The organism is Acinetobacter sp. WC-323 (genome assembly GCF_000314615.1).
Lineage (GTDB): Bacteria > Pseudomonadota > Gammaproteobacteria > Pseudomonadales > Moraxellaceae > Acinetobacter > Acinetobacter courvalinii.
The window spans coordinates 121,973-147,649 of the sequence record NZ_AMZS01000060.1 but is presented as its reverse complement, the minus strand read 5'-3'; the positions used below and the strand labels follow the sequence as shown (position 1 = coordinate 147,649).

At 41.9% G+C, this 25,677-nt stretch carries 22 protein-coding genes; 5 read left to right on the top strand and 17 right to left on the bottom strand.

Features of this window, described 5'->3' with window-relative positions; translation table 11 throughout:
• Nucleotides 1-17: 17 nt before the first annotated feature.
• From ACINWC323_RS03985 to ACINWC323_RS03995, 3 genes are all read left to right on the top strand, one after another.
• A complete protein-coding gene (locus ACINWC323_RS03985; RefSeq protein ID WP_004771428.1) occupies nt 18-716 on the top strand; it encodes a DnaA regulatory inactivator Hda in 699 nt (232 codons plus the stop codon).
• 116 nt (nt 717-832) lie between these two features.
• Nucleotides 833-2,701: a rhombotarget A gene (gene rbtA, locus ACINWC323_RS03990; protein WP_009514448.1), complete on the top strand. Its 1,869-nt coding sequence runs from the start codon at nt 833-835 to the stop codon at nt 2,699-2,701.
• 14 nt (nt 2,702-2,715) lie between these two features.
• Nucleotides 2,716-5,178 carry a CSLREA domain-containing protein gene (locus ACINWC323_RS03995; protein WP_009514841.1) on the top strand — a complete coding sequence of 821 codons (2,463 nt, stop codon included), beginning with the start codon at nt 2,716-2,718 and terminating at the stop codon, nt 5,176-5,178.
• A 58-nt stretch (nt 5,179-5,236) separates the two neighbouring features.
• Here the strand turns inward: ACINWC323_RS03995 and ACINWC323_RS04000 are convergent, their stop codons facing one another.
• The 5 genes from ACINWC323_RS04000 to ACINWC323_RS04020 all read right to left on the bottom strand — a co-directional run bounded on the left by ACINWC323_RS04000 (nt 5,237) and on the right by ACINWC323_RS04020 (nt 8,511).
• The gene (locus ACINWC323_RS04000) at nt 5,237-5,626 is read right to left on the bottom strand and encodes a DUF3106 domain-containing protein (protein WP_005229425.1); all 390 of its coding nucleotides are present in this window, start codon (nt 5,624-5,626) and stop codon (nt 5,237-5,239) included.
• Entirely contained in the window at nt 5,616-5,939 is a 324-nt protein-coding gene (locus tag ACINWC323_RS04005; RefSeq protein WP_005229427.1) for a hypothetical protein, read from the bottom strand. Before ACINWC323_RS04005 ends, ACINWC323_RS04000 begins: the two co-directional genes overlap by 11 nt.
• Nucleotides 5,926-6,543 (bottom strand): RNA polymerase sigma factor, encoded by a 618-nt coding sequence (locus tag ACINWC323_RS04010; RefSeq protein WP_004771436.1) that lies wholly within the window; start codon nt 6,541-6,543, stop codon nt 5,926-5,928. The genes ACINWC323_RS04005 and ACINWC323_RS04010 overlap by 14 nt, the downstream gene beginning before the upstream one ends.
• A gap of 160 nt (nt 6,544-6,703) precedes the next feature.
• Nucleotides 6,704-7,480 (bottom strand): TrmH family RNA methyltransferase, encoded by a 777-nt coding sequence (locus ACINWC323_RS04015; RefSeq protein WP_005229429.1) that lies wholly within the window; start codon nt 7,478-7,480, stop codon nt 6,704-6,706.
• 59 nt (nt 7,481-7,539) lie between these two features.
• Nucleotides 7,540-8,511 (bottom strand): class 1 fructose-bisphosphatase, encoded by a 972-nt coding sequence (locus ACINWC323_RS04020; protein WP_005229430.1) that lies wholly within the window; start codon nt 8,509-8,511, stop codon nt 7,540-7,542.
• A 177-nt stretch (nt 8,512-8,688) separates the two neighbouring features.
• On the opposite strand from ACINWC323_RS04020, the gene ACINWC323_RS04025 reads away from it, so the two are divergent.
• Nucleotides 8,689-8,874 (top strand): NF038105 family protein, encoded by a 186-nt coding sequence (locus ACINWC323_RS04025; protein ID WP_005229431.1) that lies wholly within the window; start codon nt 8,689-8,691, stop codon nt 8,872-8,874.
• A gap of 58 nt (nt 8,875-8,932) precedes the next feature.
• On the opposite strand, the gene pal is transcribed toward ACINWC323_RS04025, so the two are convergent.
• The 12 genes from pal to ACINWC323_RS04085 form a co-directional block, all read right to left on the bottom strand.
• The gene (gene pal, locus ACINWC323_RS04030; protein ID WP_005229441.1) at nt 8,933-9,499 is read right to left on the bottom strand and encodes a peptidoglycan-associated lipoprotein Pal; all 567 of its coding nucleotides are present in this window, start codon (nt 9,497-9,499) and stop codon (nt 8,933-8,935) included.
• Between the two features lie 22 nt (nt 9,500-9,521).
• Complete coding sequence (gene tolB, locus ACINWC323_RS04035; protein WP_009514575.1) at nt 9,522-10,805, bottom strand: Tol-Pal system beta propeller repeat protein TolB; 1,284 nt, start codon at nt 10,803-10,805, stop codon at nt 9,522-9,524.
• A 98-nt stretch (nt 10,806-10,903) separates the two neighbouring features.
• Nucleotides 10,904-12,391: a cell envelope integrity protein TolA gene (tolA, locus tag ACINWC323_RS04040; RefSeq protein ID WP_009514803.1), complete on the bottom strand. Its 1,488-nt coding sequence runs from the start codon at nt 12,389-12,391 to the stop codon at nt 10,904-10,906.
• A gap of 3 nt (nt 12,392-12,394) precedes the next feature.
• Complete coding sequence (tolR, locus tag ACINWC323_RS04045) at nt 12,395-12,847, bottom strand: protein TolR (protein WP_009514473.1); 453 nt, start codon at nt 12,845-12,847, stop codon at nt 12,395-12,397.
• Nucleotides 12,847-13,545 carry a protein TolQ gene (tolQ, locus tag ACINWC323_RS04050; RefSeq protein WP_004771450.1) on the bottom strand — a complete coding sequence of 233 codons (699 nt, stop codon included), beginning with the start codon at nt 13,543-13,545 and terminating at the stop codon, nt 12,847-12,849. The genes tolR and tolQ overlap by 1 nt, the downstream gene beginning before the upstream one ends.
• A gap of 24 nt (nt 13,546-13,569) precedes the next feature.
• Nucleotides 13,570-13,977: a tol-pal system-associated acyl-CoA thioesterase gene (ybgC, locus tag ACINWC323_RS04055; RefSeq protein ID WP_004771451.1), complete on the bottom strand. Its 408-nt coding sequence runs from the start codon at nt 13,975-13,977 to the stop codon at nt 13,570-13,572.
• Nucleotides 13,978-14,128: 151 nt separating this feature from the next.
• The gene (locus tag ACINWC323_RS04060) at nt 14,129-15,019 is read right to left on the bottom strand and encodes a hypothetical protein (protein ID WP_009514762.1); all 891 of its coding nucleotides are present in this window, start codon (nt 15,017-15,019) and stop codon (nt 14,129-14,131) included.
• 174 nt (nt 15,020-15,193) lie between these two features.
• The gene (ruvB, locus tag ACINWC323_RS04065; RefSeq protein ID WP_005229454.1) at nt 15,194-16,189 is read right to left on the bottom strand and encodes a Holliday junction branch migration DNA helicase RuvB; all 996 of its coding nucleotides are present in this window, start codon (nt 16,187-16,189) and stop codon (nt 15,194-15,196) included.
• Nucleotides 16,190-16,196: 7 nt separating this feature from the next.
• Nucleotides 16,197-16,802 (bottom strand): Holliday junction branch migration protein RuvA, encoded by a 606-nt coding sequence (gene ruvA, locus ACINWC323_RS04070; RefSeq protein WP_005284596.1) that lies wholly within the window; start codon nt 16,800-16,802, stop codon nt 16,197-16,199.
• A gap of 8 nt (nt 16,803-16,810) precedes the next feature.
• Entirely contained in the window at nt 16,811-17,485 is a 675-nt protein-coding gene (locus ACINWC323_RS04075) for a hypothetical protein (RefSeq protein WP_009514471.1), read from the bottom strand.
• Complete coding sequence (locus ACINWC323_RS04080; RefSeq protein ID WP_009514702.1) at nt 17,485-18,825, bottom strand: deoxyguanosinetriphosphate triphosphohydrolase; 1,341 nt, start codon at nt 18,823-18,825, stop codon at nt 17,485-17,487. The genes ACINWC323_RS04075 and ACINWC323_RS04080 overlap by 1 nt, the downstream gene beginning before the upstream one ends.
• Nucleotides 18,826-19,082: 257 nt before the next feature.
• Nucleotides 19,083-21,251, bottom strand: coding sequence for a tetratricopeptide repeat protein (locus ACINWC323_RS04085; RefSeq protein ID WP_009514571.1), 2,169 nt, complete (start codon nt 21,249-21,251; stop codon nt 19,083-19,085).
• A 541-nt stretch (nt 21,252-21,792) separates the two neighbouring features.
• Here ACINWC323_RS04085 and purL point away from each other — a divergent pair.
• The gene (purL, locus tag ACINWC323_RS04090) at nt 21,793-25,623 is read left to right on the top strand and encodes a phosphoribosylformylglycinamidine synthase (protein WP_009514449.1); all 3,831 of its coding nucleotides are present in this window, start codon (nt 21,793-21,795) and stop codon (nt 25,621-25,623) included.
• Nucleotides 25,624-25,677 lie beyond the last annotated feature (54 nt).

The window sequence follows — 25,677 nt, the reverse complement described above, 5'->3', positions numbered from 1 at the left end:
AGGAACATATTAAATATATGCGTCAACTACAACTGGATATAGAACCACAACTCGATGCTCGAATCAGTGATTTTTCGGGGCCGGGTTGGGGGCCTGTGGTTGATGCAGTCAGACAATTACATGCGGGTTTGGTCAGCCGATTCTATGTCTATGGTGGAGCAGGAACAGGTAAAAGCCATTTGCTTTCTGCGATCTGTGATTCTTATCTGGAGCTGGGGCGGCCTGCAATTAAAGTCTCGCTACTCGAATTATTAGATGCACCGATCGAAGCAATTACTTCTCTAGAGTTTTATGATCTGGTTGCACTGGATGATATTGACGCCATTAGTGGTGTACCGCATTGGCAAAAAGCGGTTTTCCATTTGATGAATAATCATGAAGGTCAGTTGGTGTTTTCTTCTCGGGTTGCGCCGATTGAATTAAAACTGGAACTGCCTGATCTTCAATCAAGATTAACTCAAGCAGTCAGTGTTAAAGTCCCAAATGGCAGTTCGTATATTGACCGTCAAGCCTTACTTCAATCGGTAATGACCCGTCGCGGTATTCATTTTGACCAGCAGATTGTTGATTATTTATTAAGTAATGGGCCACATCAGGCCTCAATATTATTACAAACATTAGCCCAACTTGAAAAAATGCTGAAAGGCGAAAAAACCAAGCTATCCAATACTACTCTTAAGCAAATTTATGCCTTGATAGATGAATATCGCCAATAGTATAAAATTTCTTGAGTAATTTTGAGAGCTATGACAAAGTACGCACAAAGGAATGTGGTTGCAAACACCTAGTTTGTAAAACTAAAAAAAATGAAAAAACATGAAAGGAGATCGGTATGCTCAAACGGACGCTTGCCTGCACGTTATTGGTGATGACTGGGCACGCTTATTCTGCGGATATCCAAGTCAACACATTAGCTGATGACGAGAATTATACCGGTTGTTCTCTGCGCAACGCCGTAGAGTTTTTAAATAAAAGAAGTCAAAAAGAATATGAAAATGGCTATCAGGGCTGTGGTGATAAAACTTCTAGTAATACGATCATCCTGCAAAGAGATAAAGAGTATACATTAAAATCAGCAATTCATATTAAAGCTGGCATGGCTATCATGACTGCGGTAAGTGGCAGTTTTAACGATAATCAGAAAGGCATGCATAATGCGACTATTAAAATGGCAGGCAATGATCGTTTATTTGTCATTAACGATGAAAGTGTGGAAGAGACTTTACTTCCTGTAATTCTTGTTGAATTAAACTTAAAGGGTTCAGGCTATAAAGTTACTGATGGAGGCTTAATCCTTAATAGAGAGGCGCTTAGCATTCAGTATTCCCGTTTATTGGGAGGAAATGCTGTTCGAGGAGGTGCAATTTATAATGCAGGTACGGTAGCAGATGGAAAAAAAACCGCAAGTATATTAACGATCAGTAATAGCCTGCTACAAGGTAATAAGGCAGATCAGGGCGCAGTCATTTATAGTGAGATGCCTCTATATTTAATAACCCAATCTGTAATTCGTGATAACGAAGGTACTCAAGGAGAAACTGGCGCCTTACTTTACTCACAAACAGCATTTACAGATAAATCGACATCACAGGTGCTTGAAGATCGTGTATCAGGCCTACGCAATAGTACCGTTTTTCATAATAAAGGTGGCTATGTTGCAAATATTCGTGGCGGGATGTTGCTAAATAATGTAACGATAATTAAAAATGCCGCGGGATTATTTTTACAGGCACCGATGAGAGAGGTTTCAACCACGACAGATGGTAAAACCACGACAAAACTGGAACCAAGTGCTTATATTTCCAATAGTATTATGGTTGCAAATGAAGCAAATAACTGTGCTAGTTCTGCCGATGATGAAGCGGTTATACAAAGTAACTTAATTACCCCGGAATGTGATCGTAATGCACCAAGTGGTAGCCCTAACTTTTTCATAGAAAATAATAAACTCATCGCAGGTGGCACTAATGATGAAGGCGAATGTGCTGCACCTCCTGCAGATGGTCTGTTATGTCCATATTACACACCAAAAGATCAAATGTTAGGTTATTTTAAGCCACGTTTATTGATGTCATATACCAAGCTCACAGACTCTTTAATTGTGAACAAAGGGCGCATTTATAGTGATGGAACAACTGCTGGCTCTGCAACAATTTGTGAAGTTTCAGACCAGCGTGGAAAAAAACGTAGTGGTTATGGTGAATTATGTGATCTTGGGGCGATTGAATTAGTTATAAATCGAGATGAAATTCCTATTACTGGGGAAGATATTCTGTATGGCGAAATTGCTAAATTCAGTATCGCCGATAGTTTGTTGGATGGTGAACTACTTGATCCGGCTTCATGTGAGAAGGTTTTGGGTAAACGTCAGGATGGTTTACCTTGGCAACCAGGTTGTCTGGATATCCAGCAAAGACAGACACCCTCCAAAGGGAAATTGACCATTGATCAGCAAGGCAATATTACGTATGTACCCGATGGAAATTGGCATGGGTCTGATGAATTTAATATGCGGGTGATGACAACAACAACGCGTTTTAATGATGTCTCAAATTATTACATTACAATCCCAAGCAAGATTTCTCAAGCTCCGCCTAATAATTTTCAAAGTAAAACTGTCAATGTTAGTGGTGGCAGCTTTGGCTTAGGTGCAATTTTTGCATTATTCGGGCTAATTGGATTACGTCGCTTTAAATCATAATCAGGGATGATGAGATGAAAAACTATAAAAAAACTTTGCTTGCGACCTTGGTGCTTGCGGCGATGCCGCTTTTTGCAGCAACAAGTAGCGCGCCAATTCAGGTCACAACTTTTGTAGATGAAGATGGTGAAAATAACTCTGCCTGTTCATTACGAGAAGCACTTAAAACGGCAGCGGACAGAAAGTCTTATGGTGGGTGTCAAGTCACAGATACTTCACCCGCTACCACTAAATCAATTCAATTAGATGCAGGTACTTATGTACTCGATAGAGAATTGGCCCCAAAGATTGATATTGTTATTTGGGGTAAAAGTCCTGTTGATTGGGAAAAAAGAAGTATTATTACTAATGATTATCCTGCACAAACGGCGTTGAAAACAACGATTGATGCCAGAGGAAAAGGCCGTATTTTTAATACGACCGGTAATAATAGTACCTTAAATTTAATGAATATTATTCTGGTGAATGGTAAAACTGCGGACCGTGGTGGTGCAATTTATGCAGGGGGCAATGTCAATTTACAAAACACTCAAATCCTAGATAGTCAGGCGGCGATCAGTGGAGGAGCAATCTTCTTGGCTGGATCATCATCCTCTTTAAATATTGATAGTGATTTATTGGATAATAAGGATGAGGCGCCTGTAGGGAGCCTACTGAAAAATAACAAGGCACCTTTAGGTAGCCTACTCGCCATGAGTTGTATTAATGATAATGTATATTCTAAACGCAAGATTGATATCAGTAGAAGTAGTCTTATTGCGAATGGATCTACAGATTCAAGTAGTATGTTAGATTTCTGTGGAGAACCTCTAGTCACCTTAAGCACGAATACGATTGCGCAAAATACAGCAAACTTATCAAATGGTAGCTTGATTAAATTTACAGGTGATAGTCAGATAGGCAGTACGCCTACAAACAACTCTAGTATTTTAAGTAACTTGAGTAGTATTAATTTACTCAGTAATACCATCGTGGAGAACAATGCTTACTCTGCTTTTCTATATGATAAGTTAGGGCTGAAAATATTAAGCTTCAATGTGCTTGCTTATAATAATGGAGGCTATTCTTGCCGTTATTTGTTAGGGGATGTCACCGAAGAGAAAGAAGTAGATATCGTCCCGCTTTATAACGCTTTTTCTCTAAATGGGGCAAGTAAGTGTGATTTACCAAAACTGGCCTTACCTGAGAAGCATACCAATATTGATATTAGTGCTGTTAATATCCGTACGCTTTTAACTACCTTGCAACCAGAATCAGAGTCTACGGCTTTCTTACCCCTATATTATCCAGTAAATACCAAGTTGGAAAAAGATTTGCTTAATACGGGTGTCACTGGCTGTAGTGCAACAGACCAGCGCAATATAGCACGTATTACCGATGGTACATTGCATTATGATCCAGACTCGCGTAATTCCTGCGATATTGGTTCCGTAGAGTTAATGAAATTGACAGCGGGTGATATTGTTGATGTCTCCAATATTTCATTGACAACATTATTGGCAAACTACAAAAACCAGCTAGATTTCTTTAACGATCTCGTTAAGCAGCCAAATAATCCTGACTTCTTAACTTACTATAAGGTTCGTGCACAAGAGTATAAAAACTTATATGAGAAGACCCAGAGTACTTTAAAGTATAGAGCAATCTATATTGATTTAAAAAATTATCAGTTGCCGATTCCCCAAGAAACTCAGCAAGCTGATGGTACTTCTAAATTAGCGTTCTTTAATAAACAAAATTATATTGTTACAACTGAACCTTTAGGGAAAGGGCAAATCAATGAAGATGTTGAAAATATAGATGAAAGTGACGCTGAAAATCTGGTTTGTGAATGGAATGAAGATTTAGAGCAAATTATTTTCTACCGTAAAGATGATAGACCGAAACAAGGGGGCGATAATTTCTTTTGTAAATATACTATTCAGTATCGAGCAGACTCTTCAATTACCTCTTCTGGATTGATTAGTGCACTATTTGAGAATATCGCGCCTGAAGCAAAGGATACTTCTGTTACATTAAAATATCAGAAGAAGGAAAAGGTTGCTATCAACCTGCTGAACTTCGCCAATGATTATGGTGATACGGGAGAGGGTGGAAAAGGGCCAGACAGTAATCCGAATAAGCCTCAGTTCTGGAAAAATGCAGACGGTGTTGAGCTACCAATTCGATTGTCTAATGTCCCATCAGAAAATATTAGCGTGACGGCTGACCGTAAAGGTTCATGTCCTCCTGGAGATTTTGAAAAAGAAACTTGTTATGGTGGAAATATTTATGTTCAGGAAATAAATATCTTTAATCCATTTAAGTATTCATTTAATTATCAGGTTTTTGATGCTGATGGTTTGATCTCAAATACTGCGACTGTAAAAATTAACAGTACAGCAAATGCCAGTGGTAAAGGTGGAGGCGGTAGTTTGAATTTCCTATCTATATTTGGTTTATTCAGTCTATTGGCTTATCGCCGTATGAAAAAATAAAACATGAAATAGAAAAGAGCGCCATATTTGGCGCTCTTTTTTTTATGAAATTCAAAAATCAATGTTCGGCGTATTTACTTAAATATTCTTCGCGGATATTGACGCGTTCTTCGGTACTCGCATTTTGCATGCGTTTACGCAAGGTGGTGCGTTCTTGAGTACTCATTTTTTGCCAGACATCACGCATTTTTTGTTTTTCATCTTCGGGCAGCTGGGTAAACCACTCCATTCTCTGCTGGAGTTGCGAGCTTTGTGTGGTTGGAATTTCCTTTAAAGACTGATAGCGTTTAATTAAAACGCGTTGTTCTTCAGGGGTTAAATCATCCCATGCTTCTTCAGTCGTCGGTTTATTCTGTTTGGAAAAAATCCAGAAACGTTCTGAACCCGCAAAACTGGTTTGCAATAATCCAAGCGTACACACAACAAGTGCTAATTTTTTAGCTGCCATGCGGAACTTTATCCTCACCTAGAACCAGTAACATTTCCATGTCTTCAACCATCTGAGGTGAAAGTTTTGGATTCACCACCACCTGATTCTGTGGTTTATCGATTAACTGTAAAGAACTTGGCAATACGGCAATGCCCATAATCGCGGCTGCAAAGGCGAAACCTGTCATTTTCCAGATACTGTAATAAGAGGTTGGTTTCTTTTGTACGGTATCTAAAACATGATTCATCACCCGCATTTTATTGTGGTGCTGCTCTCTTGCAAGTTGATCAAGTTTGGAAGTCACTTGTTTAGCGAACTCATCTTTTTTCATCTGATGATCCTCCCGTATGTGGATTTAAGTGCTCTAAGGCAATTCTGAGTCCCTGAATTGCACGGTGATAATGTGTTTTTACACTACCTTCACTACAATCCATAATTTGCGCTGTCGTCATCGTATCAAAGCCTTCCCATGCTCTTAACATGAACGCTTGTTGCTGACGGACCGGTAGTTGATTGATTGCAGCCTGAATTTCCTCCATGGTGACTTCCTGATCAAGGAACTCAAATGGATTTGGAGTTGATTCATCGACTACATCAATGATTTCTTCGTCATCGTCTAAACTGATCTTTTTAAATAATGAGAATGGACTTGCCCGGCGGGCCTCCTTTCTTCTCCAGTCCTGGAGCTTATTATTCAATATGGTATAGAACAGGGGATACCATTCGTCGGTACTCTTATCGGCATAGGATTTATGCAATGAAATAAAGGCTTCCTGAACCAGATCCATTGCAATACCTTGTTGTCCCTGTGTCGCACTTTCCATCATCACAAGCGCACGACCAGTCACGTCTTGCATAAAGAAACGCAGACGTTGTTCAACCGTACTACGATCAGTACCGTTTTCTGTTCGAGCCTGTTTAGGTGCTAAATCCATAGAGATGGAAAATCCTGTCATGGATACCCACCATTATTATTTCAATTCATTAATCATATAACGTTGAAAATGGTGGGCGCGTTGACAACTTAAGCAATTATTTTTAGTAGTGTAATAGATTTTCCCAGTAAAAAACGCGTATTTAAAATAAAATAACGTTTTACTGACGTTGGCGCACCATTTCAAAGAAGCAGACTGAACCCGCAATTGCAACATTTAAAGACTCTTGACCACCCGGCTGAGGAATTGTAACCGCTTGAGCATGTTCTAGGGCGTAGTCACTTGCACCTTGGCCTTCATTACCCAGGATCCATACACAAGGTTGGGTTAAATCTTGGGTATATAAACTGGTTGAACGATGTGAGCTGGTTACAAATACAGGAATTTGAAACTTTGGAAGCAGATCGTTGAGTTGGAAATTTTCAAAACAAGTCAGACTGAAGTGGGCACCCATACCCGCACGTAATACACGAGGTGACCATAATGAAGCCGAGCCTTGCGTACAAATTACCTGTTTAATATTGGCAGCTGCTGCAGAACGCAACAGTGTACCGACATTTCCTGGGTCCTGAACATTTTCAAGAATGAGTGTATCTGCTTTAAAATCAATGGTCACTGAGCTTTTTGGCAGATCAATAATGGCTAAGCAGGGCAAGGTTGTGCCTAGAGTACTCAAATCTTTATAGAGTACTTCGCTAATGACAAAAATATGCCCTTGGTGTAATTCAATCACCTGTTGTAACTCTGGGTGATTGAGAGCCTGTTCAGTGGTAAAGAGAGAAAAGATTTTTTTCTGCTGTTGTAACCAAGCCAGGCAAAGATGAGTACCTTCCAGAACTGTTTGCTGGTGTTTTTTTCGGGCGCTGTTCAGCTCGATCAGTCCACGCAAATGTTTGATCTTTGCATTGTCTTTTGATTCTAGAAAAATAACCGCCATAAGATAAACATCCAAAAGGGCATTATAAATGGATGATAATGCCCTGATTTTAAAATTAATTAGTGATAGCTGGTGACGCGTTCAACTTCATTCTTTGAACCAATAATCACTGGAACACGTTGGTGGAGTTCGGTTGGTTGAATATCCAGAATACGAACACGGCCTGTTGTAGAGGCACCACCAGCCTGTTCGATCAACATGCTCATCGGGTTTGCTTCATACATCAAACGTAAACGACCTGCTTTTTTAGGGTCTTTCAAGTCATAAGGATAAAGGAAGATACCGCCACGGCATAAGATACGGTGAATGTCGCCAACCATGCATGCAACCCAACGCATGTTGAAGTCTTTCTCACGCACCGAGGTTTTACCTGCAAGTAATTCATCAATATAACGTTTTACCGGGTTTTCCCAATGACGTTGATTAGACGAGTTAATGGCAAATTCTTGTGTATCTGCTGAAACCTGAACTTTTTCAGAAGTTAACAAGAAGCTTTGTGTCGTCGGGTCAAAAGTAAAGAATACAACACCAGCACCAACAGTCAGTGCGAGCATGGTTGAAGGCCCATAAAGTACATAACCGGCAGCAACTTGCTCAGTCCCTGCCTGCATAAAATCAGCAGCTTGGGTAACTGCATTTTTTGCTGGAAGGATAGAGAAAATGGTACCCACACACATATTGATGTCGATGTTGCTTGAACCGTCTAATGGGTCAAATAAAACTAGGTATTTACCGTTCTCTTGAGCAGGGGTGAAGTCATCCAGCTCTTCTGAAGCCAAGCCACCTACCTGTGGATGTGCTTTCAATGCATCAATCAGGTAATCATTTGAAATGACATCTAATTTTTTCTGGGTTTCACCTTGGACATTTTCATTACCCGCGCTACCTAAAATACCCGCTAAAGCACCTTTTTGTAAGGCTTGGTCAATGGTCTGGCAGGTTGCTGCAATTGTTTCAATGACTTGTGCCAACTCTGGAGTCAAATTCCCATTTTGTTGTTCTAGGTATTGGGTCAAAGTAAGGTTTGACATATTGAATAGCTCCGATTTAGCCGTGTCAAAAATTGATAAAAATGAATGTGGCTATTCTAGATGAGATCGTCCAAAAATAAAAATTATCTTACTTTATTTATGTTGCTTTTATGATTACAACTAAGCCATTACATGCTATGTTGCATAGATACTAAACAGGATGTTTGGAGGCTAAAGATGACAACCAAGAATTTTGAGGCAACGCCCACGCCAAGTGAACCCATTAACTTGGATACGATTTCCAAAGAAAATGTGAAGGATGCATGGAAAGAGTATGAGGCCAAGCCAGAATATAAAGAGTTTAATAAGCATGATTTGATTGAGTCGATGCAAAATAAGCCTGACGCTCAATCCTCATCTTAAATAATCAAATAAAAATGCTCACATGAAGTGAGCATTTTTATTTATAGCGAAACCACAATTATTTTAATAGTGGTGGAACTGCTTCGTAGTTAATTTCTACACGGCGGTTTTCTTTCCATGCAGCTTCGTCATGACCTGCATTCACTGGAGATTCTTTACCGTAACTAACTGCTTCAAGCTGTTGCGGATTCACACCATTGGTAATCAAGAAGCTTTCAACGGCTTTGGCACGACGCTCACCAAGTGCCATGTTGTATTCACGTGTACCGCGTTCATCAGTATGACCTGTAAGGGCAACGCGAGAATTCGCATTTGCAACCAGGAACTGGGCATGGGCTTGTAATGTTTGATAATCTTCGTTTGATAAATCACTGCTGTCATAGTTGAAGTGAACAACACGTTTTGCCAAGAATGCTTTATTGGCAGCAGTTACGCCTTTTGAAGATGCGCCAGCAAGGTTTTGTGCATTTAAAGCGGCATCTTCACTTAAACCGTCAGTGCTGACTGATGATGCACCATTCGGATTTGTGCCTGTGGTAATTTCAGCAGCAGGTTTACGGCTTGCACAACCCGTAAAAACCAGTGTCGCAGCAATTAATGGCAGCGTTAGATATTTAATGTTCATATGATTCTCCAATCAATTAAATTTATTTTGGTGCCCAAGCAGGTTCACGAACTTCACCTTGTTCGCTTGGTAAATTCATGCGGAAACGACCATCAGTAGACATGACTGATAAAAGACCACGATTTCCTTCACGCGTTGCGTAAACCACCATTTGACCATTTGGCGAGAAGCTTGGTGATTCATCTAAACTGGTTGGCGTGAGAATATTGGTGATTCCTGTATTAATATCCTGAATCGCAACTTTGTAGTTACTGCCACTTGGACGATGCACCAAGGCAATCTTTTTACCGTCTGCGCTTAAGGTACCGCGCGCATTGAATGCACCTTTAAAGGTAAGACGCTTGACTGAACTGTTATCAAAGCTATAGCGGTAAATTTGTGGTGAACCGCCGCGATCCGAGGTAAAGATGAAAGATTTGCCATCTGGTGAGTAGCGCGCTTCGGTATCAATCGCAGAGTCATTGGTCATGCGTTGTACTTGGCGGGTACTTAAATCCATTTGATAGACTTCAGGGTTGCCGTGCATCGATGCAGTAAATAGCATTGATTTACCATCTGGCGAGAAACTCGGTGCACCGTTTAAACCACGGAAGCTAGCTAGCACTTCGCGCTGGCCAGTCGCTAAATCCTGTAGATAAATTGCAGGTCGTTTGGTTTCAAAAGACACATAGGCAATTTTCTTGGCATCAGGTGTCCAGGCCGGAGAAAGGATCGGATCACGTGATGACAGAACTGTTTTAGGCTGTTCGCCATCCGTATCTGCAATTTGCAGGGTATAACGTTGTGCAGGAGTCGCCTGATTACGTAATACATAGGCAATACGACCGCTAAAGTCACCTGCGATACCGGTTAAGGCCTGATAAATCGTATCACTGATCAGGTGGCCTGCTTGACGCACACGTGAACGAGGCACAGTCAGGACTTCATTTAGTAGATATTGTTGTTTTTGTACGTCATACAACTGGTAGTGAATTTCAAATGTATTGGCATCCACAGCCTTCATTTGACCCACGACGACATAAGGCACACCCGCAGTTTGCCAATCGCCTGCCTGTACCTGATTGAGGCTGGCAGTTGCAGGTAGGTTTTGAGATGCACTGGTAAAACGGCCTGAACGATTCAAGTCGCTTTCCACAATTGGATAGATCGCATTGTCATTGGCAAATGGAATGATCGCGATTTTTGGTGCTTGTTCAGGTGCTTTAGCAATTTCTAGATGTAATTGAGCAAAAGTTGCAGTAGGAACAACTGTGCTAATTGCAGCGAAAACTGCTAAAGAGAGGAGGTGTTTACGAGTCTTGTCCATAGTTACAATTACTTGCGTCGTATTTTTGTGGCTGTTGATTATTTAACACAGTTATAGGCTTTGTGCTATTAAAAGCCTATAACGTTAACTATTCATTACTATTTTGCAGTAAAACTTGAAGTAAAGCTTCTTGCCTCACGGCGTGCAACAGGATCATCTGGCATTGGATAAGGCGCAGCAGCACGAACAGCAGCTTCTACACTTGCTTTCACGTCTGGATCGCTTGCAGAAACAACAACAGATAATACAGCACCGCTATCGCTCAAGGTAACACGTGCGCTGGCACGCTGACCTGATGAACCCGATGGCATATTCCAGGCACGATAGATTTTTTGTTCAAAATCACGTTTGGCTGTTGATGCAATACGTTTTGCATCGGCTTTTTTCTGAGCAGCATCCTGTTCTGCTTTTTTAGCAGCAGCGGCTTTTGCGTCGGCTTCTGCTTCAGCTTTACGTTTCGCGTCTGCCTCAGCTTTGGCTTTTGCATCGGCGTCGGCCTTGCGTTTTGCATCGGCATCAGCTTTTGCTTTCGCATCTGCATCAGCTTTACGTTTGGCGTCGGCCTCAGCTTTGCGTTTTGCATCGGCGTCAGCCTTGCGTTTTGCATCCGCGTCAGCTTTTGCTTTCGCATCTGCATCGGCTTTGCGTTTGGCATCCGCGTCAGCCTTACGTTTAGCATCTGCCTCAGCTTTGCGTTTCGCGTCTGCATCAGCTTTGCGTTTGGCATCCGCGTCAGCTTTTGCTTTCGCATCGGCATCTGCTTTACGTTTAGCATCTGCGTCGGCTTTGCGTTTAGCATCTGCGTCAGCTTTCCGTTTTGCATCGGCATCAGCTTTACGTTTCGCGTCTGCATCGGCTTTGCGTTTTGCATCGGCGTCGGCTTTACGTTTAGCGTCTGCATCAGCTTTGCGTTTGGCATCGGCATCAGCTTTACGTTTAGCATCTGCCTCAGCTTTACGTTTCGCGTCCTGCTGAGCTTGAAGCTTGGCATTTTCAGCCGCTTTCTGCCGTTTTAACTTGGCATCTTGCTCTGCTTTCTGGCGAGCTTTAGCGGCTGCTTCAGCTTTCGCGTTTTGTTCAGCTCTGCGTTTTGCTTCAGCTTCATTTTTAGCTTTCGTATCTGCCTGACGTTTTGCTTCAGCATCTGCACGTTGTTTTTGTGCTTGTGCTTCTGCAAGTTTACGTTGTTGCTGCTCTTGCTGAGCGTGAGCAGCTTCTTCAGCTTTACGTTTTTGTTCAGCTAATTTTGCCTGCTGTGCTTGTGCTGCCTTTTGCTTCTCGGCTGCAAGTTGTTGAGCCGTTGGTGGTGGAGGGGCTACAGGAATATTTTCAGGTAGGGTCGGATCTACATTCGGACTGACCACTTCTGGTGCCTGTTTGTCAGCCGTGACCTGTTGTTCAGGCTGCTGTAGCGATGAAGGTAAATCTTCTGGCTTCACCAAAATAGTGGTGAGTTTTTTAGGCTCTTCTGGTGGTTTACTCAAGCCTAAAAACAGTAAGCCAACAATCGCGATTGCATGCACACCGAGTGTGAAACCCAGTGCAATCGCATTTTGTTTAAAAGGCGGCTCTTGAAATTTTTTCATAGCTTATTTTAACGGCTCAGTCAGTAAGCCAACTTGAGTTAGGCCAGCTTCTTGTAGACTCGCCATCAGTGAAACCACTTCACCATAAGGACGAGATTTATCACCATTCACCAGAACAGTCAGTTGCTTATTTTCTTGCTCGGCTTGAGTTTGTGCCTCACTTAAAAGGGTTTCAAGCTGGTTAAGTGATAGCGGTTCGCTGCCTTTGTGCTCTTGATATTGCAAAAAGATATCACCATCTTTACCAATCGTGACCATTGCTGGCATGTCTTTAGATTCAATGGGATGGTTATTGGCTTGAGGTAAATCCACTTTGATACCACTGGTGATCATGGGTGCGGTCACCATAAAAATGACCAGTAGCACCAACATGACGTCGATATAAGGAACCACGTTCATATCGCTTTTTAGTGGTTTCTTAATCCGCTCAAAACGTCCAGATCGTTGAATCGCCATTATGCATCTTCCTGTGTCGTTCCAATTGCTTGACGCTGTAAAAGAGCAACCATTTCTTCTGCAAATAAGGCACGGTCTGAATAGATTGATTCACCTTTGGCGGTATAGTGGTTAAACGCAAGTACCGCTGGAATAGCTGCAAATAAGCCGATTGCGGTGGCGATAAGAGCCTCGGCAATACCCGGTGCAACGGTGGCTAAAGTGACTTGATCAACTGCAGCGAGACCGATGAAGGCATTCATGATACCCCAGACAGTACCAAATAAACCGATATAAGGTGCAACCGAACCAATGCTGGCCAACGCGCCTAAACCTTGCTCCAAACCACCTTGATCACGGCTTAAACCGACACGAAGAATACGTTCAGTTCCTTCGATAGTCTGGTTGGTATCTGCTTTACGTTTTTGTAATTTAAAAAACTCACCCAACCCTTGATAGAAGATGTCTTCCAAACCACGACGTTTAGAGTTGAGTTGAGCATTGTTATAAAGGGTATTTAATTCGGCACCTGACCAGAACATCTTTTGAAAATGCTCATCATCTTGTCCTGCTTTTTTGAAGCCCATATGTAATTTTGCAATCAGATACCAGCTGTAAATTGAAGCAAGTAATAAGATCAGCATGACCAGCTGTACAACAGGACTTGCTTGTAAAATAAGGTCGGAGATGTGTAGAGAAGATTCTAAATTAGTTGCCATAAGTTACTGTGCCGAAAGTTTATTTTAGTCCTGTGCCAATTCTTTTTGAATCAGGTCACGAATTTCATCAGGAAGTCGACGTGGCATTAACTCTTTGTTTAAACATGCCAACACAACCTCACCTGAAGCCAGCAAGATTTCACCACGATAAATATTTTGTTGCAACACAAATGATGCGGCTTTACACGAAATAACACGTGCTGTAACGGTAATTAAATCATCCATTAATATAGGTCGTACATATTTGACCTGAATCTGGTGCACTACAAAGTTGTAATCTTGTTGATGCCAGTAGTGATCTACACCCGCAGCACGTAACCATTCAGTGCGCGCACGTTCCATAAAACGGATATGGTTGGCGTGATAGACGATACCACCTGCATCTGTATCTTCGATGTAAACGCGAATTTTAAATTCAAAATGATTAGCCATGTTTTTACCTATTTCCATGCTCAGTCGGCACTAGTTAGCGAATGATAGGGGGTCAATTCGAAGATGGAAATAGTAATAAATAACATATTCTTGATGCGGATAAAAAAAGCCCTAACATGTAGGGCTTCATAAAAAAGACAATTATCTAAAGTTAATTAAGCTCATCCCAATCCATAGTTTTAGGGAAACCAACCACTGTGATGCCATTTGCATATGCACTAATCAATGCTTGGGAGTTGCTTGTATTTGAAATTTTAATCGTGTTTTTTATATTGTTAGTATCTTCAATCATAATTTCAGCAAAATTAGGACGGAAAGCTAATTTATCATTACTGCTTGCGAATCTGAGATTACTTTTGAAAGTTACTGAGAAAAATTTGTTTTCAGGATTACCCTGAATATCTCCTAGTGCAGTAAGCATAAGATTATTTACATTAAGTTGATAATTATTGATCATCAACTGTTGAGATTTTTTTGTTTTGTCATCGAATACATTCAATGTCATTGCTTTAATTTGATATTGAGTGGATGCAGGTGTGTATTTACTTACAAGGCTCCCATTGTAAGTAATTGTGGAGTCACTTGGTGAAATAATTTTGAAATTTTTTAACGTGGTTTCATAACGTACCGAATCTGTAGATAATACTTCTTTACTATTTACTGATCCAGAGATAGTAAAAAATCTTAAGCGATTTAATGCATTGTCTTCATCATTTACGGAAGTTACAAAGCTACAGTTATTGAAGGTAATGCTTTTATCATTATTTTTTGTATATGAGCCTACTGAACATTTAAAGTTATTGCCAGCATTGATGTCATAATAAATACTTTCTGCAAGTTCATTACCAATGAGAACGATATTGTCATCTTCTTGAGATAATGTGACGATTGGTTCATAAATTGATTGGATTGACTCTGCTTTGGTGTAGTCTATTTTTTCTTTACCATTAAAGCTGGGCTGGTTGTCATCATCACCACCTCCACAGGCGGTTAATAATAGCGCCCCAGAGCATATAGTAGAAATTAATAATTTGTTTGACATTTCTTTCACCCTTTATATTGGATTTTGATTGGTTTGAATGTGTGGTGTAATTTTAAGATGAAAAATTATAACAGGAAATTTTATTTTTAATATCCAGATATTTTGTTTTTAAAATGATCGAACTAGTTAATAGAATAAATATCGCATTAATACGATATTTATTCTATTCAGTATTTATTCAGGCGGTGTCATACCAAATTGCAAATACGCCATATTGGTTGCAATACGGCCGCGTGCAGTCCGCATCACATATCCTTGCTGAATTAAATACGGTTCAATTACATCTTCCAGCGTTCCGCTGTCTTCTGCCATCGCTGCGGCTAAAGCTTCGACACCAGTTGGTCGTCCTTCAAAACGTTCCAGCAACATACTCAGATAACGTCGATCGAGCGTATCTAAACCAGCTTTATCGACATTGAGCATGTCTAAAGCACGTTGTGCCATGTCTTGAGTTACTTCACCTGTACCTTTGACTTGGGCATAATCACGAACACGACGTAATAAACGGTTGGCAATACGTGGGGTACCGCGTGCACGGCGGGCGATTTCGGTTGAACCCTCATGGGTAATCGGCACGTCCATCAAATTGGCAGAACGTGTCACGATATGGGTCAAATCCTCAACCGAATAGAACTCTAAGCGTTGCACAATCCCGAAACGGTCACGTAAAGGCGAAGTGAGTAACCCCGCACGTGTGGTGGCTGCAACTAAAGTAAACGCAGGTAGATCGAGCTTGATTGAGCGGGCAGCAGGGCCTTCACCGATCATAATATCCAGTTGATAATCTTCCATCGCCGGATACAGAATTTCTTCAATTACGGGTGAAAGACGATGGATTTCGTCAATAAACAGAACATCACCTTCTTCCAAATTGGTCAGCATGGCAGCCAAATCGCCAGCACGTTCTAACACTGGACCAGAAGTCGATTTTAAATTACCGCCCATTTCACGTGCGATAATATTTGCCAAGGTGGTTTTACCCAAGCCTGGCGGGCCAAAGATCAGGGTATGATCGAGTGCCTCACCACGACCACGGGCTGCGCCAATGAAGATTTCCATTTGCTCACGCACTACGGGCTGACCGATATAATCAGCCAAAGACGTAGGGCGAATGGCGCGATCAAAATGATCTTCAGGTTTTTCTGTTCCGCTAATAAGACGATCTTGCATATATCTATTACTTCATCATGGATTTAAGCGCAGCACGGATAATGTCGGCTGATTCAGTATAATCTGCTTTGACGGCTGCAACGGCTTTTTGTGCTTCAGCCGGCTTATAACCGAGTGATTGTAATGCGGCTTCGGCTTCGGCAACAGGTGAATTTGACATGAACTGGATTTGCGTTGCCGCAGCATTGCTTGAGCCACCTGCAGGATGAGCCAATGCTTTAAAGCGGTCACGTAATTCAATCATTAAGCGTTCAGCAGTTTTTTTACCTACACCCGGAACTTTAATCAGGGTATTCACATCATCATGTTCAATGGTATGAATCAGTAATTCAACACTCAAGGTTGAAAGAATACCGAGTGCCATTTTAGGCCCTACACCATTCACTTTGAGGAGTGTGCGGAAAATGGTTTTTTCCTGAGCATCGCTAAAACCATATAGTTGCTGCGCATCTTCACGGACCACTAAATGGGTCCATAACGTGACTTTTTGTCCTTTTTGTAATTGGCAAAATGTCGAAAGTGGTGTGTCAATTTCATAACCTACACCATTTACATTGAGTAATACGGTTGGGGCTTCCAGGGCAAACACTTCGCCAATCAAACATCCGATCATTGAATCTTTCACTTATTTGTTAATGGTTGAATAGTAGTAGCCATTTGTTCTAAACGCAAAATAGCTTTCAGGATTTCTTTGCGATTTCGTGCGGATTTTATCCAGGCAGGCAATCGGCTTAAGTAAGTTTTATTCTTATTTGTATAGCTTCTCTGTCTTAGCTCAGCAGAGATGTAAGCCTTCAAATCATTTAACTGTTCCATGTTATACACGAAAATAAGACCATGCCTGGTTTCTGTAGTGAGATATAGCCGATAACCAAAGAAAGGATCTTTATTGATTTCAAACCCTGATTTTCTGGGGATTTTATAGGTCCATAACGGATAAGGGGAATTATACACTTGCTCTTTTTGGCAGAAAGTACAATTCAGTTTGATAAAAGGTGGAAGAATACTGGGCCGAGCATAAGATTGGGAAAAGTAATATTTCCCACGTTTACAAGTGCAGGTTTGATTAATTTCTACGTTGATCTCGTCAAAATAGCCTAAGTTGTTTTGTTGCTGCTGGTCTTGATCAAAAGTTTTACAACAGAATATACAAGTAAAAATTATTTTTTTTTCAGTCTGATCATTTTGTTCGGGTTGAATTACTCGTGCATGACTCTGGCAAAAAGGACATACAACTAAAATAGGATACTTCGCAAAAGTACCCCAAGTCTTCCCGTCATCAAGAAATCGCTTCACTAAAAAAAGCCTATCTTATTGCCTTGCAACTCTTGCGCCAGACTATAAGCCTGATGGTCTGAGAACTTGCTAATAATATCAAGAACTTGCATGATATTACTATAATGGTTGTTTTGCAGATTTACGCCTGAATGTTGCAAAATTGACATCAATCGCTGCTCTTTAAAGCTGAGTGCCTTATGTGGCATGGTCAGGGGAATAAAGGCATCCAGAATGGTTTGCAAACTTTGATGTGCAATAATTTCTAAACCGGATTTTTGAGGATGTTCAAAGATACGGTCTCTGGCAAGATTCTTGGCGGTTTGAATACCGGCTTCAATATCCGGTGAACAATATTGTAACAGGCTACCTTTGAGCTGGCCTGTCAGAATTTCAAAATGATGCTTGGCAAAAGCAGTGGTGACTTCATCGACCAAACGCTTCATGACACGACCACGTAGAGCCGCAATTTTTTGTTGCCAGGTGGTATGCGGTAAATGGAGCTCCTCGGGATAACCGTAATCGGCAATCAGGTTCAAAAAAATCGGTTCAACTTCGGCATAGTTCAACATATTCAGAATAATGCCATCTTCCAGATCAATCAGCGCATAACACATGTCATCAGCAGCTTCTAATAAATAGGTCAGAGGATGACGGCAATAATGATATTCACCGAGTTGAATCAGGCCAAGCTGTTCAGCCAGTTGTTTTAAAATTTCTTTTTCAGATTGATAGCAACCAAACTTTGCCCGTTGATGGGAAGGCGTATCACCTTGTTCTTCAATGGTTTTGGATAGCCATGGATATTTTAAATAAGCGCCTAGCGTGGCGCAGGTCAGGCGCATTCCGCCATCATCTGGATGATAATCAATCCGGCTAAGCAGGCGAAGTCCTTGGGCATTGCCCTCGAATTGACGCACATCGGCTTGTTCTTCGGGTGTCAGTTTGGTGAGGAAGTCCCGATGAGAGGCATCATCAAACCATTCACGGATGGCATATTCACCGGCATGACCAAAGGGTGGATTGCCAATATCATGGGCCAGACAAGCCGCCTGAATGATCGCCCCGACATCGGCAGGTGAGATCCACATCGGTAATTCATCTTTGATTTTTTCAGCGGCAAGCATGCCGAGTGAGCGGCCGATACAAGACACTTCCAGTGAGTGAGTAAGGCGGGTATGAATACCATCGTGTTGTGTAAGCGGGTGAACCTGGGTTTTTCTATTCAGTTGGCGAAAGCTTTGGGAAAATATAATTCTGTCATAATCTTTATGGAATGGGCTTCGAGCCAATTCGGTACTGCTTTTTTTACTGCCTAAACGAATTGCAGAAAGCAATTCTAACCAACGCATTTGTTCCATTTATCATTATTCACTATGAATTCAGTTTCATCATGCCAAAAAAAAGATTAAAGCACTAGAGTAGGGCGACATAAATTGTCTTGCTGCTTGTTTTAGGGGCTTAAGGCTATCGAATCGACTGCTATGCTGTGCAATAAACAGCCTACAAGCAGCAGGCTTATTTCGGAACGTCCTAGCAAGTCAGACAAAAGATCTGACTTATTCATACATTAAATAAAAACCTATAAATAAGTCAGAGCAAAGCCATTTAATTGAGCTTAAAAAAATCTGGAGAAGAAGCCTGGTTTTTTCCATGATTTCTTGTAGTGCGCGGCAATAGGGATATGGTCGCTATATGACAGGATGTGATCCAGATGTTGGTGCGCCTGCTTGATCTGACCGCTGTTATAGTATGCTTCAGCTTCAAGCAGATAGATGTTTTCCATAAGGTCATTATAGGCCCAGGCTTGCTGTTCATAAATCATTCGAGACTGTTCCGCCAGCTGATGTACCATTGCAAAATCACCCAATCTGAGAAAGCTTTTCATGAGGTATTGATTGAGCAACGGATAATCTTCCGGATCAAATTCCTGCTCTATTCTGGCTGCATGGTGCTGATAAAACTGGATCGCTTGCTCATGTTGTTCAAGTAAGCAGTAACTTTTAATGATCAGGTAAATCGTCTTGTCCCAGTCCTGTTGTGCCATCATAAAACTGCGTTTCAACTTTAAATAGCGATAAGCGGATGCATTTATATTTTCATAATCCTCTAACTCATTATAGACCTGCATTAACACATAATGGGGTTGAGACGCGAGAGGGAAGCGCGTAGTAACACTTTCATAATAGTCTTTGCGAATCAATGCATCCTGATCTTCATACAGTTCATAAATCAGATTCTCTACTGCACATTCTGCCACCTGTAGGTTGCGATAATCTTCATCATGCAGATGAGGTTTTTTAGCAGCATATTGATATAGCTGAAACAGGACTTTTTCAGCTTCTTCCTGAATATTGTTGATTTTGCCTAATTTTGCTTTGCAGGCCACATACTCTGCTACCCGAATTTGATGTTCAGTAAATGGCACACAGCTTGCATCATATTTTTCAAAATATTCTGCTAAGGCATGCTCCATGTCTTGGTAATTTTGCGCCTCTTTATAAGCCCAGATTCGGGTAAAGTGTAACTCCATAAACTCGGAGTAATTTAATCCTTCCGTGGCAATAGCAGCTGCCTGATCATAGTGTCCGGTTCTGATCAGCTTGATGGCATAGTTATTACAACACATCGCAAAATAATGGTAATTACCGTGATAGTCGCTTGGGTATTGATTCTGCTCATAGTACTGTTTAAAGGCGTGATAAGACTGACGATAAATTTCACAATTTAAATGAGTCAGCTCGAATGTGATCTGATCATCGAAATGGTAATTCTCCTCATAAAACTCGTTCAGACTCACCCCCGCAGCATAGAGATCTCTGGGCAGGGCCGTGCTGAATACCGGAACCTCCAGATTGATGGGTTGTTGCAGCAGATATTTTGATTCTAGCCATCTACGCCAGGTCACAACATCCGGTTTTAAGGCTTGGGCTTTTTCCAGATAAGTGAATGCTTGCTGATATTGTTCGTTTTCATACAGATAAGTTCCAGCAAAATGCAAAGCAGCAGCTTCATCTGGATATTTTTCAATAGTGGCTAAACTGCGTTGATAATAGGCAGATTCTGTCTTATTGAGTTGTTCATAATAGTTCCGTTCAATAATGATTTGGTAATAGCGCACTTCCGGATGCTCATAACCGTTGTTAATTAGCTCTTCAAAGCGGTGATACCAGCGGACTAATCCAGCCGGAACCTCGGGTTGGTAATTTAATCCTTTAATCAGTTTTAATAATATTTTTTGCGCCAGCGTGATTTCTTGATGCTCATACGCAATTTCTGCCAAATGCAAATACTCGGTTTCATCTTCAACAGAGAGCAGATCAATACCATTTTCGATTTGCGTGATTAAGTCAGGATATTGTTGTGACGCTAAAAAATACACTTTGTCGAGCCAGAGCTGTGAAATCATGATATCGCGGCTTTCACGGTTATGAGCATAGTGCTGTTGATAAAGCTCAGTATATTCAGCATCATATTTTAAGAAATCGTTTACATCTTTCTGTTGTTTGGCGAGCAATAAATAATAACGCAGTGCTGCTTCTTTCTCATTTTCCTGCTGATAAAGGCGTTGTATTAGCGCTTTATATTGATCTGCTTGTTCACTATTCAGCAAGGAGAGAGGTTGAGTTGTACTTTCTAAAGAGGCTTCATGCTCAAACAGATATTCCAGCATGGTCTTGAGGGTATCCAGGTCGTTGGGATGTTCTGTTAAATATTCTTCAGCAGCTTCAATACATTGGGAAATTTTCTTTTGTTTAAATAGTTGCTCGATTATTTGCTTATTCATTGAAGCTCTCTAGGCCGTTCTAAGTTGTTAGGAAGACAGGTCTGTATTATATATTTTTTCAGTCAAGTTACTATCAAGCTATTGATCTGATCCGGGTCATGGCAAATAGAGCTGAGAAAATTAAAGCTTAGCTATTGAGATAAACAGCAGATAGGTACTGGTGTAGGGTTTAAGTGATGCACCCATTCCACCGTATTTATCGAGTGGCTGAGCTTGTTGTGATCTCTGCTGAGATGTACCGGAGAATCAGCGTATAGAAAAGTCGTTTTATGGTCGGCTTGACTGGGTGTGTGGTATTTGCTGCCGGATCAGGAAACCAAATTTGGAATGCACCGATATTTTGTCCCTTGCAGTAAATGAATTGTTACGAATAAAGTAAAATGGATAAAGCTACAATAAATTAAATCATTTGAAGCAGAAAACTCTGATTTTTAAGATGGATATGGCTAGCTGAAAAGCGCCTTTCACAGTAGAATATGCGCTCTCTTATAAGTCACATTGTGGTAGGTTCGTTAGACCCGCCCGTGGAGCCAAAGTCAACATGTTTATCGTGGCCGGTGCATCAGCACATTCTTCTTTCAAGAAAGCTCAACTCTTAAACCGATTAACGTCAATGAGTTCTGTTCAATCTTTTGACAGCCAGTGGGTTTATTTGTTTGATCAAGCGCTCAACGAGCAGCAACATCAATCGGCATTACAACTTTTAAACGATGGTCAATCTTTCGAACTTCGCCAAGCTGCAAGTGATGAAATCCAGATTTTAGTGACACCGCGTGTCGGGACAATCTCGCCGTGGTCATCTAAAGCAACAGATATTTTCAAAAACTGTAATACCCCGGTTCACCGTTTGGAACGTGGTCTTTTATTTACCTTGAAAGGGGTGAAAGAGATTTCAAACGAAGTGAAACTGGCCTTACATGACCGTATGACAGAAAGCGTTTTTGCTCATATTGATGATGCAAAAGCGTTATTCTCGGAAACCGCACCGAAGCCGTTAAACTCAATTGATATCTTGGGTCAAGGTAAAGAAGCATTAGTCAAAGCCAACAATGAGTTTGGCTTTGCTTTATCTGAGCAGGAAATTGATTACCTTACCGAAGCTTTTACCAAGCTCGGTCGTAATCCAAACGACATCGAATTAATGATGTTTGCTCAAGCGAACTCTGAACACTGTCGTCATAAAATCTTTGGTTCTGAATGGACAATTGATGGTGAGAAACAACCATTGTCCTTGTTCCAGATGATCAAGAATACCTATAAAGAATCGCCAACCGATGTGTTATCGGCATATAAAGATAACGCGTCTGTGATCGTGGGTTATGACACCATGCGTTTTTATCCGAAAGCGGATGAAAATGGCCACTTCGTTTATAAATATAAGAGTCAGGCTGCTCATATCCTGATGAAGGTGGAAACCCACAACCATCCAACTGCAATTGCGCCATTTGCGGGTGCTGCAACAGGTTCGGGCGGTGAAATCCGTGACGAAGGTGCAACCGGTCGTGGTGGTAAACCAAAAGCAGGCTTAACGGGCTTTACCGTTTCAAACTTGAATATTCCTGGTTTCGAACAACCATGGGAAGAAAACTACGGCAAACCTTCACGTATGGCATCGCCATTACAAATCATGATTGAAGGTCCATTGGGCGGTGCTGCGTTTAACAACGAATTCGGTCGTCCTGCTTTAAATGGTTATTTCCGTACTTTCGAACAGAATGTGAATGGTGAAGTGAAAGGCTTCCATAAGCCAATCATGATTGCAGGTGGTTACGGTAACATTCGTCCTGACCATGTTGAAAAAGATGCGATTCAACCGGGGGACTTGCTCATTGTATTGGGCGGTCCTGCCATGTTGATCGGTCTTGGCGGTGGCGCGGCATCTTCTGTAGACAGCGGTACCATGGGCGAGAGCTTGGACTTTGCTTCTGTTCAACGTGAAAACCCGGAAATGGAACGCCGTTGCCAGGAAGTGATCGATACTTGCTGGCGCTTGGAAGACTTCAACCCGATCGTGTCTGTACATGACGTAGGTGCGGGCGGTTTATCCAATGCCATGCCTGAACTGGTGAATGATCATGAGTTAGGTGCGGTATTGAATCTTCGTAAGATTCCATCTTTAGAGCCAGGTATGAGCCCGATGGAAATCTGGTCAAACGAAGCGCAAGAGCGTTATGTACTTGCGATTCGTCCAGAGTCTTTAGAACAGTTTGAAGAAATCTGTGCACGTGAGCGTTGCCCGTTTGCAGTATTGGGTGAAGCGACTGAAGCGCGTCATTTAACCGTTGAAGATCCACTGTTTGACAACAATGCGGTCGACATTCCAATGCAAGTGATGTTGGGCGGCACGCCACGTATGCAACGTGCCTATGAAACGATTGAACGTACTGGAAATGACTTTGATGCTGCAAAAGTTGATTTAAAAGATGCGATTTTCCGCGTCTTGAAAAATCCAACCGTTGCGTCTAAATCGTTCCTGATCACCATCGGTGACCGTTCGATTACCGGTATGGTTGCACGTGACCAGATGGTTGGTCGCTGGCAGGTTCCTGTAGCAGATGCTGCAGTAACGACCACAAGCTTGCAAGGCTTCACAGGTGAAGCAATGGCCATGGGCGAACGTCCGCCAGTTGCTTTGTTAAATCCTGCGGCATCTGCACGTTTAGCTGTTGCTGAAGCAATCACCAATATTGCGTGTGCCAACATCGAACAAATCAGCGATATTAAACTTTCTGCGAACTGGATGGCAGCGGCGGGTCAAAAAGGTGAAGACCAAGCCTTGTTTGAAGGTGTGAAAGCGATTGGTATGGAAATGTGTCCTGCTCTAGGCATCGCAATTCCAGTCGGTAAAGATTCACTTTCAATGCGTACGACGTGGAACGATGGTGAAGAGAAAGCCGTGACTTCGCCAATGTCGGGTGTCATTACTGCATTTGCACCTGTATTGGATGTACGTAAAACTTTAACACCTGAACTTAAAAATTTAGAAGATTCAGTCCTTGTGCGTATTGACCTATCTAAAGGACAGTTCCGTTTAGGTGGTTCGATCCTTGCGCAGGTATATAAAGCCATTGGTTCAGTGACACCTGACGTCGATAGTTTTGATGACTTCAAAGCATTCTTTGCCTTGATTCAGGACTGGAATAATCGTGGTGTGATCAAGGCTTACCATGACATCGGTGATGGTGGTTTACTCGCGACTGTTGCTGAAATGATGTTTGCTTCACGCTTGGGTGTAGCTTTAGAAAATCAAAGCACTGAAAGCTTGTTTGCTGAAGAAATTGGTGCGGTGCTGCAAATCACAGCGGCGGATTGGGCACAGTTAGAAGTTGAGGTTGCAGCCTCTAGTCTGAAAGATGCAATCGCAGTGGTTGGTCGTGTAAATAGCACGGATCAATTGGCTGTCAATGGTTTAACGCTAGAGCGTGCTGAATTGCAACAAGCATGGGCAGAAGTATCGCATCAGATCCAACGCTTACGTGACAACGTAGAAACTGCGGATCAAGAGTTTGCATTAATCGCAGATCAAAACCATAAAGGTTTGATTGCACAAGCGACTTATGATTTGAATGAACCTGTTGAAGCGCCGTTTATTAATACACGTCGTCCAAATATGGCCATCTTGCGTGAGCAAGGTGTCAACGGTCACGTTGAAATGGCTGCTGCATTTGACAAAGTCGGCTTTAATACCATCGACGTACACATGAGTGACTTGCTTGCCGGTCGTGTCAGCTTGAGCGATTTCGAAGGTTTAGTGGCGTGTGGTGGTTTCTCATACGGTGACGTGATGGGCGCTGGCGGTGGCTGGGCGAAATCAGTCTTGTTCAATGCCAAGTTACGTGACCAGTTTGAACAGTTCTTCCATCGTGAGAGCACCTTCAGCTTAGGCGTATGTAATGGCTGTCAAATGATGTCGCAACTTGCACCACTGATTCCGGGTGCAGAACATTGGGGCCGTTTCCACCGTAATACCTCAGAAGTATTTGAAGCGCGTGCCGTGAACGTTCGTGTAGAAAAATCGGTGTCGGTCTTGCTTGAAGATATGCAAGGTTCGATTTTACCAATCGCGGTTGCGCATGGTGAAGGCCGTCTGGTTGCAACTGAACAGCAAATTGCTGCTTTAAATGCTGAGAACCAAGTGATCTTGCGTTATGTAGATAGCTTGGGTAATCCAACTCAACATTATCCGTTGAACCCGAATGGTTCACCTGAAGCAATTACAGGCTTAACCTCTAAAGATGGTCGCGCAACGGTAATGATGCCGCATCCAGAACGTAATTTCCGTGCTTTACAGCATTCTTGGAAGCCAGAAGACTGGGCTGAAGATGGTGCCTGGTTACGTATGTTCCGTAACGCACGTAAATTTATTGGTTAATCAATCCATGCCATAAGCCACCGTCAGGTGGCTTATTTAATTCCAAATACAATA